The 12,529-nt window shown below is 55.7% G+C and carries 11 protein-coding genes; 2 read left to right on the forward strand and 9 right to left on the reverse strand.

Annotated elements, in window-relative coordinates; translation table 11 throughout:
- Nucleotides 1–53: 53 nt before the first annotated feature.
- Genes minE through minC form a run of 3 tightly spaced genes read right to left on the reverse strand, consistent with a single transcriptional unit; the run spans nucleotide 54 to nucleotide 1,873 of the window.
- Nucleotides 54–320 carry a cell division topological specificity factor MinE gene (gene minE, locus G5229_RS09380; RefSeq protein WP_005336848.1) on the reverse strand — a complete coding sequence of 89 codons (267 nt, stop codon included), beginning with the start codon at nucleotides 318–320 and terminating at the stop codon, nucleotides 54–56.
- A 2-nt stretch (nucleotides 321–322) separates the two neighbouring features.
- Nucleotides 323–1,135: a septum site-determining protein MinD gene (gene minD, locus G5229_RS09385; protein WP_005336847.1), complete on the reverse strand. Its 813-nt coding sequence runs from the start codon at nucleotides 1,133–1,135 to the stop codon at nucleotides 323–325.
- Nucleotides 1,136–1,153: 18 nt separating this feature from the next.
- The gene (gene minC / locus G5229_RS09390) at nucleotides 1,154–1,873 is read right to left on the reverse strand and encodes a septum site-determining protein MinC (RefSeq protein WP_013723728.1); all 720 of its coding nucleotides are present in this window, start codon (nucleotides 1,871–1,873) and stop codon (nucleotides 1,154–1,156) included.
- Nucleotides 1,874–1,980: 107 nt separating this feature from the next.
- Here minC and G5229_RS09395 point away from each other — a divergent pair, with 107 nt between their 5' ends.
- A complete protein-coding gene (locus tag G5229_RS09395; RefSeq protein WP_263086163.1) occupies nucleotides 1,981–2,259 on the forward strand; it encodes a YcgL domain-containing protein in 279 nt (92 codons plus the stop codon).
- A gap of 851 nt (nucleotides 2,260–3,110) precedes the next feature.
- Here G5229_RS09395 and G5229_RS09400 read toward each other — a convergent pair.
- The 3 genes from G5229_RS09400 to G5229_RS09410 all read right to left on the reverse strand — a co-directional run bounded on the left by G5229_RS09400 (nucleotide 3,111) and on the right by G5229_RS09410 (nucleotide 6,579).
- The gene (locus tag G5229_RS09400) at nucleotides 3,111–4,481 is read right to left on the reverse strand and encodes an L-serine ammonia-lyase (protein WP_005336844.1); all 1,371 of its coding nucleotides are present in this window, start codon (nucleotides 4,479–4,481) and stop codon (nucleotides 3,111–3,113) included.
- A 275-nt stretch (nucleotides 4,482–4,756) separates the two neighbouring features.
- Nucleotides 4,757–6,142, reverse strand: a complete 1,386-nt coding sequence (locus G5229_RS09405; RefSeq protein ID WP_421208999.1) for an L-serine ammonia-lyase — start codon at nucleotides 6,140–6,142, stop codon at nucleotides 4,757–4,759.
- A gap of 152 nt (nucleotides 6,143–6,294) precedes the next feature.
- A complete protein-coding gene (locus tag G5229_RS09410) occupies nucleotides 6,295–6,579 on the reverse strand; it encodes a pyrimidine/purine nucleoside phosphorylase (RefSeq protein ID WP_005336842.1) in 285 nt (94 codons plus the stop codon).
- Between the two features lie 270 nt (nucleotides 6,580–6,849).
- Between G5229_RS09410 and G5229_RS09415 the strand changes: the two genes are divergently transcribed.
- The gene (locus G5229_RS09415) at nucleotides 6,850–8,091 is read left to right on the forward strand and encodes a dicarboxylate/amino acid:cation symporter (protein WP_040069277.1); all 1,242 of its coding nucleotides are present in this window, start codon (nucleotides 6,850–6,852) and stop codon (nucleotides 8,089–8,091) included.
- Between the two features lie 1,617 nt (nucleotides 8,092–9,708).
- Here the strand turns inward: G5229_RS09415 and pfkA are convergent.
- The 3 genes from pfkA to elyC all read right to left on the reverse strand — a co-directional run bounded on the left by pfkA (nucleotide 9,709) and on the right by elyC (nucleotide 12,491).
- Complete coding sequence (pfkA, locus tag G5229_RS09420; protein WP_005336840.1) at nucleotides 9,709–10,680, reverse strand: 6-phosphofructokinase; 972 nt, start codon at nucleotides 10,678–10,680, stop codon at nucleotides 9,709–9,711.
- 149 nt (nucleotides 10,681–10,829) lie between these two features.
- Nucleotides 10,830–11,585, reverse strand: coding sequence for a triose-phosphate isomerase (gene tpiA, locus G5229_RS09425; RefSeq protein ID WP_120414341.1), 756 nt, complete (start codon nucleotides 11,583–11,585; stop codon nucleotides 10,830–10,832).
- 135 nt (nucleotides 11,586–11,720) lie between these two features.
- Entirely contained in the window at nucleotides 11,721–12,491 is a 771-nt protein-coding gene (gene elyC / locus G5229_RS09430) for an envelope biogenesis factor ElyC (RefSeq protein WP_421209000.1), read from the reverse strand.
- Nucleotides 12,492–12,529: the final 38 nt, after the last annotated feature.

Below are 12,529 nucleotides of genomic sequence, written 5' to 3' on the forward strand. Positions count from 1 at the left end.
AGTGACAGGATCCGGTCTTCATTGGGGGAAGGGGTCACGCATAGGGCGTCAGCTCATCCCTTCTTGTCATCGGCGAAGGTGATGTTGAGCTCCAGCACTGACAGCTCATCACTCTTCTGATCCAGTTGAACGGTTATCTTCTCCGGATCAATGTTGACGTATTTACGGATCACATCGAGGATATCCTGCTTGAGCTGGGGCAGGTAATCCGGCCCCCCTCTGGATGAACGCTCGTGAGCAACGATGATCTGCAACCGCTCTTTGGCCAGTTGTGCGGTGTTCTGTTTCTTGTTGGAACGAAAATAATCCAATAATGACATGTTTAACTCCCGAACAGTCGGCTAAAGAAGCCCTTCTTCTCTTCTTCCAGAAAACGAAATTCCTTGGCATCGCCCAGCAGGCGGGACACCGCATCTTCGTAGGCCTGACCGGCATCGGACTCCTTGTCCAGGATGACCGGTTCGCCGGAGTTGGAGGCGCGCAGCACCGCCTGGGACTCCGGGATCACCCCGAGCAGCGGGATGGCCAGGATCTCCTGCACATCCTGCACGCTCAGCATGTCGCCGCGGTTGACGCGGGTCGGGCAGTAGCGGGTCAGCAGCAGGTGCTCCTTGATGGGGTCTTCGCCACGCTCGGCGCGGCGAGACTTGGAGGCCAGGATGCCAAGGATGCGGTCGGAGTCACGCACGGAAGAGACTTCCGGGTTGGTGGTGACGATCGCTTCATCGGCAAAATAGAGCGCCATCAGTGCGCCCGCCTCGATCCCCGCCGGGGAGTCGCAGACGATGTAATCGAACTTCATCTCCGCCAGTTGATCCAGGATCTTCTCGACCCCCTCACGGGTGAGGGCATCTTTGTCCCGGGTCTGGGAGGCGGGCAGGATAAACAGATTTTCCGAGCGTTTGTCCTTGATCAGCGCCTGATTGAGGTTTGCTTCCCCATTGATGACGTTGACGAAGTCATACACCACGCGCCGCTCGCAGCCCATGATGAGATCCAGGTTTCTCAGACCGATGTCAAAGTCAATGACCACTGTCTTGTGACCACGCTGGGCTAAGCCGGTGCTCAGGGCCGCACTGGTTGTGGTCTTGCCAACGCCACCTTTACCCGATGTAACGACTATGATTCGCGCCATTCTCGCTTCCTTGTAACTCTATTTGATACGGTCTATTCGGAGTTGTTCATTGTCCAGCCGGACGTGTACCGGTTGCTGGATCAGGCCTGCCGGCAATGCATCGCTCAGCTGGAATGTGCCCGCGATGGAGAGCAGCTCGGCCTGTAATTGCTGGCAATAGATCCGGGCCTGGGTGTTTCCCCGGGCACCGGCAATGGCTCTGCCACGCAGGGTGCCATAAATATGAATGCTGTCGTCGGCGAGCACTTCGGCTCCTGGACTGACGGACCCCAGCACCACCAACGAGGTACCGGCGGCATAAATCTGCTGGCCGGAACGAACCGGTCCCACATGTACCTTGCTCGGGATCAAGGGGGCGGGTTCGGGCTCGGGAACCACCTCAGGGGCGGCTGGCGCGGGGGCAGGCTCGGGTTCCGGTTCGCTCTTGCGACTCTTGCCCGAGGCCATCACTGCCAGTCCCACCGCCTTGGCGGCCGTCTTCATCTCTTCACTGCGCGCCCCCGTGATGCCAACCAGCACAAACTCTTCGGACTCCACCAGCTCCTTGAGCTGTTCGAAATCGGGAATATGTTCCAGTCGGGAAACATTGATCACCAGCGGCGCACAATTAAAAAAGTAGGGTGCCTGGGCCACTTTTTCGGCCAACAACTGACGTATCCGCTCAGGCTCGCCATCGCTGATATGCAACACAGAAATAGTGAAGGTGGTCCCTTTCAATTCGTTATCGCGCTCAACCATGAATCTTCCCCGAGGCAGAGATGCTAATCCGTTATTGTTATTCAATTCCTGATGTTATAGTTTGCCCCCATCAGAGGCAATAAACTCGTCGGATTATATCAATTTCCATGTTGTGTGCAGTCTATAAAAGTCGCAAAAAAGCCGAGACCTACCTTTTTGTTGAAAAAAGAGAGGATTTTTCCCGCGTTCCCGAGCCACTACTGAGCGCATTCGGGCGTCCCGAGCTGGTGCTGATGACCAAGCTGGATCCGGCCAAGCCCTTGGGGCTGGCTGATGTCGGCAAGGTGATGGCCGCGCTGACCAACCAGGGGTTCTACCTGCAGGTGCCGCCGCCCCCTGAGAATTTGCTGGAGCAGCACAAGGCCAGCCTGAAAAAACTATCCTGAATATCCAGCCCCGTTGTATGTTCTGCCCAGCGGGGCTAATTCTTTGTGACTCTGCATGACGCATTCCGGCCCCGGAGAGGTGGCCTGCGATAATCCCGTGACAGGATCTGGCCAAATTAACTCCCCCCTTTGGTGATATTCACTTTTCGCTGTTTAAATAGAAAGTCAATCTGCTCCCGACACCATATCCTCAACCTTTGCTGGCGCTCACAAAAATAGCGAGTGGCGCGTACTCATATCCTCCATTTCAACGGCTATTAGCCCATTCATCGATTATTTTCAGCCTCTTCCTTGGGCGCTTTTGGCCTCCACTGCTCGATGCGTTTTACATCAAATAGGGCGTAAAGAGGGCGGTGATAACTGTGCTAAAACCAGTTTGAACGATGCGCTGTGGCCAAAATGATGAGCTAACCCCCTGTTTGTGTACTTGATTGTTTGCCCTGATCACGAAAGTGCCACATAGGAGGCAATCAATGTGGCGGCGTGATAATCCGCAGGGTGAGCGGTAACCACGTCTTGCCAAACAAGGGTATGACCAAAGGGGGATATTGAGATGAGGGACCATCTCGATATCGATTAGGTGTGAAAGCGTGGCTGGGGCAAGATAGCAGGTAAAGGTTTCATGTCGGGGCGTAATGTCTCTCTCAATGCATTGAGAAGAGTTAATCAAGGCATGTAATTAGAGAGGTATGCAGACAAGGCAATCCGCATTGCGGTGGCGTAGCAGGGTATATCAGCGACGCCCAACAGTGAAATGGTCGGTATGCCGGTATAAGTGCTCAGCATCCCATTCGGGCAATAAAAAAGGCGGGATATCCCGCCTTTGTTCAGATGAGGGTCGCAACCCTTATTTATTCGCAGGCAACCTGCATCACCTTGATGGCCAGACCGCCACGGGAGGTTTCACGGTACTTGGAGTCCATATCCTTGCCGGTGATGTACATGGTCTCGATCACCTTGTCCAGGGAGACGCGCGGCTTGGAGGTACGACGCAGGGCCATACGGGAGGCGTTGACTGCCTTCATGGCGGCGATGGCGTTACGCTCGATGCAAGGCACCTGTACCTGACCGGCAACCGGATCACAGGTCAGACCCAGGTTGTGTTCCATACCGATTTCAGCGGCTTCGCAAACGTGCTCCGGGCTACCGCCCATCAGCTCGGTTAGACCGGCAGCGGCCATGGAGCAGGAGACACCCACTTCACCCTGACAGCCCACTTCGGCGCCGGAGATGGAGGCGTTCATTTTGTAGAGGATGCCGACGGCACCGGCAGCCAGATAGAAGCGGGTGTACTCGTCGCGGCCAACCGGCTGGATGAACTTGTCGTAGTAAGCCAGTACGGCCGGGATGATACCGGCAGCGCCGTTGGTCGGGGCAGTGACCACGCGGCCACCGGCAGCGTTCTCTTCACTCACGGCCAGAGCGAACATGTTGACCCAGTCAACGATGTTCATCGGATCGCTCGAGAGGTTCTCGTTGGTGTTGAGCTGACGGTAGAGCGGCGCGGCACGACGGGGTACGCGCAGCGGGCCGGAGAGCACGCCTTCGGTACGGCAGCCGCGCTCGATACCTTCGCGCATGGTGTTCCAGATCTTGCCGAACTTCTTGTAGATCTCTTCCGGAGTGTTGAAGCACTTCTCGTTTTCCATCATCAGGGCAGAGATGGAGAGACCGGTCTGGCTGCAATGGGCAACCAGCTCAGCGGCGCTCTTGAACGGATAGCGTACGGACATGTCGCCGCTGTCAGCCTTGCCGAAGTTCTCTTCGTCAACGATAAAGCCACCACCGATGGAGTAATAGGTCTTGCTGTAGACCACTTCATCTTCGATCAGGGCAGTCAGCTTCATGCCGTTTTCGTGCAGCGGCAGGGCTTCGTCGTGGAATACCATGGCGTCGCGCGGGAAGCTGACGGTGTGGCAGTGCAGGCCGATCGGCAGGCGCTCGGTCTGCTCAACACGGGAGATAAACTCGGGGATGGCATCGATATCGACATTTTCCGGCAGGTTGCCAGCCAGGCCCATGATGATGGCAGTGTCGGTATGGTGGCCTTTGCCAGTCCAGGAGAGGGAGCCGTAGACATCGACATTGATCCGGGTTACATCGCGGATCTTGCCGCCCGCGCGCAGCTCGTCAACAAACTGCTTGGCCGCTTTCATCGGGCCAACAGTGTGGGAAGAAGAGGGGCCTACACCGATTTTGAAGATATCAAAAACGCTGATCATGTCACTATTACCTCAGGGTAGAAGGGGGCGGCATGCCCACTCACAGAAATTTGGGAGATCCATGGAACGCGCTTGTCAGCGCAGGTCACAGAACCAGATAACCGTAGTGTAACGGCTCCAGACCTAAAAAAAGTTGAAATAGATCTATTTTTGTTGAATCTGAGGCGCGAGTATAAAATTTATTTTTGTGCTTATCCATTTTGTTAAGCGTTTGCCCATAAAAATACCCGGCGATGCCGGGCATTTCGGAACCAAATGGATTCACTTTCCGTTTTTTAACATTCGGTAATGTTAACGGCGAGGCCACCACGGGCCGTCTCCTTGTATTTGGTCTTCATGTCGTTGCCGGTCTCCCACATGGTCTTGATCACCTTGTCCAGCGACACCTTGTGCTCGCCGGTGCCGCGCAGGGCGAGACGAGCTGCATTGATCGCTTTCACTGCGCCCATGGCGTTGCGCTCGATGCAGGGCACCTGTACCAGCCCGCCAATAGGATCGCAGGTGAGCCCGAGGTTGTGCTCCATGCCGATCTCGGCGGCGTTTTCCACCATGGCCGGGCTGCCACCCAAGAGTTCGGTCAGCGCGCCGGCCGCCATGGAGCAGGCCACGCCAACCTCACCCTGACAGCCCACTTCCGCTCCCGACAGGGAGGCATTCTTCTTATATAAGATGCCGATGGCAGCCGCGGTGAGGAAGTAGCGGATCAGCGTCTCGTCATCCACCTTGTGCACGAAGCGATCGTAGTAGTGCAGCACGGCGGGGATGATGCCCGCAGCGCCATTGGTGGGGGCGGTGACCACCCGGCCACCGGCGGCGTTCTCTTCATTGACCGCCAGCGCAAAGAGATCGACCCACTCCATCACCATCAGCGGATCCTTGTTGAAGTTGGTCTCGCAGCTTAACTGGCGGAACAGCCCCGGGGCGCGGCGCCGAACCTTGAGGCCGCCCGGCAGCACCCCTTCGCTCTTGCAGCCACGATCGACGCAGCCTTGCATCGCCTGCCAGATCTTGCGCAGCCCCGCTTTTATCTGCTCATCGCTGCGAAAGACCCGCTCATTGGCCAGGATCAGCCCCGAGATGGAGAGGCCGCTCTCCTGACAGTGGGCCAGCAGTTGGGCGCCGCTGTCGAACGGATAGGGGACAGGGTGTTCGGCATCGGACTTGGCGGCCTCCTCCTTGGCGGTAGCAAAGTGGCTCTCTTCAATGATGAAGCCGCCCCCGATGGAGTAGTAGGTCTGGCTGAAGCGCAGGTTTTCCTCTTTATCAAAGGCCCGCAGAGTCATGCCGTTGGTGTGGGCCGGCAGGGTTTTGCGGCGGTTGAAGATGATGGCACCGATGCGGGGAAAATAGCTTGGCTGTTCGCCAGCCAACTGTAGGCTCTGCTCCTTTTCCACGTGTGCCAGAATGGCGGGGATGGCATCGATATCGACAGATTCCGGTTCAAAGCCCGACAGCCCCAGAATGATCGCCTTGCCGGTACCGTGTCCCTTGCCGGTCTGTCCCAGCGAGCCGTAACACTCCACTTCGACTCGCGCAGTATGAGGCAGATGGCCATGGAGCTTGAGCTGCTGCACAAAAGCATAAGAGGCGCGCATAGGACCGACTGTATGGGAAGAGGAGGGGCCGATACCGATAGAGAAAAGGTCAAACACACTGATCATGACACCACTCCGGTGATGGTTTATGTCTGTTTATTCTAGGATTTTTGCCATGGATGAAAAGCGGGGATGTGCGGTGCTGTGACATGGACACAGATAATGGGGCTGGGGGGGCCAATAAGGTTGAAGGGGGGGCTCCCCTTCAACCGGCCTGATCAGTCGAGAAATTCGCACAGGTAGGCGGTGGGGGTTTTCACTTCCAGTTTGAAGGAGGAGTGACCGGCCACCAGGAAGGATTCACCCTGGCTGTAGGTGTGCCACTCATCTTCATCAGCCAGCTGGATGGTGAGGGCGCCCTTGATCACTGTCATCCGTTCGGGGGCGGCAGTGTTGAACAGGTAGTCACCGGCGTTCATCACCCCGACGGTTGATTTCTCGCCTTTTTGTTCGAAACCGATGGATTTTACATTTCCGTCGAAATACTCGTTAACTTTCAGCATCTTTACATCCCTGTGTGTACGTTTGTGCAGCCAAACTAGCACAATCTTTTGCCAGTTGTCATGGGGGATGAGGTAAAAATCGCCGAGGCCGCTTTGAATCTTCACTTTTTCGCAAACTTATTAATAGCCAAGGTTAATGATTTGCTGATTTAAAACAGCAATTAAATGTGAGATAACACGCGCAAACAGGGGAATGGGCAGCCGCTCATTCCCCTGTTTGGTTAATTGCACTGGGAAAAGTGTGAATTTTGCTACATAAAGGAACATATTGTGTTAACTAAAGGACTCATTAAAAACATCGGCTTCCAGGTTGTGGTCGCCATGGTACTGGGCGCAGTGGTCGGCGCGTTCATGGGTGAACAAGCCATCGTGTTTGCACCGCTCGGTACCCTGTTTATCCAGTTGATCAAGATGCTGGTGATCCCGCTGGTGGCGGTAGCCATCCTCTCCGGCGCCGCCAATCTGGGCGCCAGCCCCGCTGCGGGCAAGATCGGTGCGGCTACGCTGGCCTTCTTCCTCGTGACCTCAGCGTTGGCCGTGTTGCTGGCACTGGTGATGGGGCAGATCTTCAAACCGGGTGTCGGGGTCGATTTCGCTTCCGTTGCCTCCATGTTTGGCGGTGACTATGCCGATAAAGGGGCGTTGCCGGATGCAGTCGCCACCTTGCTTGGCATGATCCCCACCAACGTCTTCAACTCCCTCAACGAAGCGAACATCCTGCAGATCCTGGTGTTCTGCATGTTCCTCGGCATTGCGCTGGCCAAACAGCCGCGCGAGCGGGCCAAGCCACTGGTCGATGGGCTCAATACCCTGGTGGATGCCTTCGTCTGGATGATCAACAAGGTGATGATCATCGCGCCGCTCGGGGTGTTCGGTCTGATGGCTGAGGCCATCGGTACCTATGGCTTCGATGTGCTGACCCTGGTACTCAAGCTGTTCGTGGTCTATGTGGCTGCCATCCTTATCTTCGGCTTTGTGGTCTATCCGCTGCTGGTGATGATGTTCTCCAACACGCCGGTGATGAAGTACCTCTCTGCCATGAAGAAGCCGCAGATCGTGGCCTTCTCCACCGCCTCTTCCATGGCGACCCTGCCGGTCAATATGGAGACCTGCGAGCATGATCTGAAAGTGACCAACGCGACCGCCTCCTTCGTGTTGCCGTTGGGTGCCACTATCAATATGAGCGGCAACGCCATCTATTACGGTCTGGTCGCCATCTTCTTCGCGCAGGTTTACAACATCGATCTGAGCGTCGGTGCCTGGGCGGCCATCATTGTGACCTCCACTCTGGGGGCGATCGGTCAGGCCGGTGTGCCGGGCCCAAGCTTCCTGGTGGTTGCCGTGCTGCTGGCGGCCGGGATCCCCATCGAAGGGTTGCCGCTGCTGTTCGCGCTGGACCGTCTGTTCGACATGATCCGCACCTCCCTCAATATCACCGGCGATGCGGCCTGTGCTGTCATTGTTGACCGCTTCAGCCCGGAATATGACCCAGAGCGCTGGAACAAGGCATAACTGCTTTGAGCTGGGCTGAGATATAACAGCCTTAAGCTGACACTGCGTAACGCGAGTCCCTGCCATGATGGCGGGGGCTTTTTTATATCTGCCGGACAAGTATCAGAGCAAAGGTGTGCTCAAGAGATTGCTAACGGATGTAGCTGTGTTGAATGGAGAGTACAGGAGGGGAAAACATCAGTCGTGGGCATGGGCCTTGTGACGGATGGCTGCCTGTGTGGCCGCCGGGGCAATGGGGTTGTCAAAGACAGGTAACAAAAAGGGGAGCCTCGCTCCCCTCGGATATGATTTGCTGCTGGTTCTACTCCATCAGGCCATATGGTTAAACCATCCTGGTTACACCCTTGTGGCGAAAGAAACAGCGTCAACGTGATGAAATCATATCTATGTTGACCATCTCGGCATTGTCACTGAAAAGCGCCAGTTGGTGGCGATTAAACAGACATGGCAAAGAGGGTCGGTCCGGATTGATGCCTCTCTATCCGGCTCAGAACTGTGACAGTGAGGGCAGAGAGACAGCAACCAGGGTGAAAAACACCGTGAAAACGGCAGTAACGACAAACTCTTTCATTTTTCTCTCCCTAAGTTGTTGGTTGATGTAGTCAAGATACCATAACAAGGGGGTAAAACAAGGTGTAAATTGATAAAATAGCTTCTTTGTGTGCGTGGTTGGTTGAGATGTCTATTTTTGTCATATTGAGCTTATTTTATCACCTTATCTGGCAGGGGAGGCATTCAAGACGCTGTCCTTATGATTATTTCATTTAAATTCAATTGGTTGGTGAGCTGCTGGTTGGCTTGGTAATGGGTTTTGCATGGGGCTTCAATGGGGTTTTATAAGTTTTCACCCTCGTAATGGCGTCATTAAGGCCATGAAAAGTGTACGAGGTAATGATTTGACGATACCTGACGTAGATAGCCCATCCAAAATAAGTCTATGGAGACAATCTGGTCGCCAGCCCTTGTCGCACCATCACTTTATCAGTCCGGAGTCTCCGCATTTATACACAATACATTGGGTTCATAGGGATGAGAGCCGTGCATCGGGGGGATACAGAGTAGCAGCTGGCTGTTTTATCACCGCCAATTTCCCCGTTGGCCTCGGAATAGACATGGCCGCAGCAAGAGTGAGGTGGGCAATAGGCCAGAGGCGTATTCTCTGGCTGGGCTGGGCTGGGCTGGGCTGGGCTGGGCGCGAGCAGCGATCTGCGTGGGCGATGCACCTGAGTGAGTCATGTGAGTGCAATACGAGAACTGCGCCGGAGCATGGTTGGGGAAGATATCTGAATCCCTTCTACAAGATTGAGATATAAAAAGCGGCGTATGACGAGGAGGCTGAACAAGCTCGTTTCAGGGTCGACAGAGCACAGGTCAACGCAATCCGGTTCGCAGTAATAAAACACATCCACGACGATACCGGAACTCTGTTCGTAGGCTGAAGCCGGTTGCTGTGAGCAGAGGAAGGCTAGTGATCAGTCAGATGGCGCAAGGGTTGGGAATCAGGCAACCCGTATGGTGAGGGCCACACAGCGTGCCGATGCCCACGTTTTTGTAAGATATAAAAAACCCTCCGATGGAGGGTTTTTGTCATCAACAGCCGGTTAAAAGCCGCGTGGCTTAGAACAGGGTGGTGGAGAGGTTGTACAACTCCTGATCGAACGGACGCTTCATGTTCTCGATGCAGTCGATGATGTCGTGGTGTACCAGCTCGTTGCGCTGGATACCGACGCAGCGACCACCGTGACCAGCCAGCAGCTGCTCAACGGCGTAAGCACCCATACGGCTGGACATGATGCGGTCACGAGCAGTCGGGGCACCGCCACGCTGGATATGACCCAGGATGGTTGCGCGGGTTTCACGACCGGTCAGGGCTTCGATGTCCTTGGCCAGCGCATTCACGTCGGTAACGTGCTCACAGATGGTGATGATGGCGTGCTTCTTGCCCTTGGCTTCGCCTTCCTTGATCTGCTTGAGCAGCTTCTCTTTGTCGAAGGCTACTTCCGGCACGATCACATATTCGGCACCACCGGCAACGGCGGCGGACATGGCCAGATCGCCACAGTGGCGGCCCATGATCTCGACCACGGAGATACGGTGGTGGGAGCTGCAGGTGTCGCGCAGGCGGTCGATGGCGTCAACAACTACGTTCAGAGCGGTATCAAAGCCGATGGTGAAGTCGGTACCGGCGATGTCGTTGTCGATGGTGCCCGGCAGGCCGATGCAGGGGAAACCCTCTTCGGTCAGCTTCTTGGCACCCATGTAGGAGCCGTCACCACCGATGACGACCAGCGCATCGATACCGTGCTTTTTCAGGTTTTCGATTGCTTCGGCGCGCACTGCGGGGTCTTTGAAGGCAGGGAAACGGGCGGAGCCGAGGAAAGTACCACCACGGTTCACCACGTCGGAGACGCTGTGACGCTCCAGCTTGACGATACGATCCTGGTGCAGACCGAGGTAGCCATCATAAATACCGTAAACTTCCAGGCCATGATGCAAACCGGCGCGAACCACGGCGCGAATGGCTGCGTTCATACCGGGTGCGTCGCCACCACTGGTCAAAACACCAATACGTTTGATTTGTTTGGTCATGAGTGCCTCTGGATCTGAGTTGTCAAATACGAATGTTTAAATAGACAAGCCACTTTTACTATATCGGCTTTCATATGGGATGCGGGGGCCACCATAGGAAAAGCGATACAAGAGAGGGGACCAGCCCCTCTCTTTGCCGTAATCAGCGATTACTTGGCAGCGCCAGCGATGATCTGGGAGAAGTCGTCCACTTTCAGGGACGCACCACCGACCAGGCCACCGTCGATGTCCGGCTGACCGAACAGGTCGGCTGCAGTGGCGCCAGTGACGGAACCGCCGTACAGGATCTGTACTTTGGCAGCAACGGCGGCATCAAAACCGGCCAGGTACTGACGGATGTGAGCGTGAACGGACTGAGCGATCTCCGGAGTGGCAGTCTTGCCAGTACCGATGGCCCATACCGGCTCGTAAGCGATAACGGCGTTGTTGAAGGAGGCGATGCCGCAACGGTCGATAACGGCTTTCAGCTGGGTCTCAACCACGTTCTTGGTCACGCCGGCTTCGAACTGCTCCAGAGTTTCACCGATGCACAGAACCGGGATCAGGCCGCCTTTCTGTATCGCTTCGTACTTGGCAGCAACCACGTCGTCACTCTCTGCGTGCAGGGTACGACGCTCGCTGTGGCCGACCAGAGAGTAGGTGCAACCAAAAGCTTTCAGCATGGAGGGGGCGTTTTCGCCGGTGAAGGCACCAGACTCGTGAACGTCAGCGTTCTGGGCACCGTAGGCAATCTTGCTGCCAGCGGTCAGTTGCTCAACCAGACCCAAAAAGATAACCGGCGGGCAGACGGCGACTTGTACAGAAGGATGAGCGGCAGCAGCCGGGGTCAGTCCTTTGATCAGAGCTTCTACAGAAGCCTTGGTGCCGTTCAGTTTCCAGTTACCCATTACCAGGTGCTGTCTCATCTTGTATATCTCCTAGGCATTTGATTGCGCGACATTATATGAATTGAACCGAGCCCAAGATAGCTGACCCGGCGGCAAATGACGTAATTTTTTTTCGCTTTCCTGATCCAAATCAGGAATGAAACGCTTGATCGCTCATTCGTTAACCTGCCCCCGCAAGCGAGCCCACCATACCCCAATCCATTCGTGGATGGCAGCTTCGGAATACATCAGATAACGTCCTTTGGGTAAAAAACTGTAGAGCGGCTGGGGTACCTGGCTCTGCTTGGCGGTGTAATCGGTGGGGGCCGGCACGGCCTTGAGTCCCTGACCCTGATAGAGGGCCATGGCACGTGGCAAATGAGTGGCCGAACTGACCAGCGCCACCTCTTTTCCTTTCAGATGGCGGCTGATACTGACCGCTTCATCATGAGTGTCTTTGTTGTTTTCAAACAACGTCATTCGCGCGCGGGGAATGCCAAGGCTCTCGGCCATCCGGGCATTGACCTCGGCATTGGAGAGGGTATCCCCCGACACATAACCGGAGAACACCAGCTCGGCGTCGGGATAGGCCTGGGCAAGGCGAACCCCCTCTAGAGTCCGTGCCAGGGCGATATTGTTTTGCCAGGAGCGCTCGGGCACCGCCGGGTCACTGACATGGCCGTTGCCGAGCACTACTATGGCATCGATGTTGGGATGCTGGCTCACCTCGAACGGCGGGAAGGTCTGCTCCAGCCCGCGGGCCAGTTCATAGCTCACCGGCCGCATCCCCATCAGGGCCACAATGAGCAGCGAGAGGGTGGCCAGCAGCTTGCCGGTTTTCTGAAAACGGGTGAACCAGAGCAGCAGCAGGGCGACCAGTAGCAGGGAGAGGGAGAAGGGGAGCGGCATCAACAGCTGACCCAGCCACTTTTTAATCACAAACACGACAGACACTTCCTTGAGTTTTCAGCAAATTCGGGATG

This window comes from Aeromonas sp. 602396 (assembly GCF_049173735.1).
GTDB lineage: Bacteria > Pseudomonadota > Gammaproteobacteria > Enterobacterales > Aeromonadaceae > Aeromonas > Aeromonas veronii_A.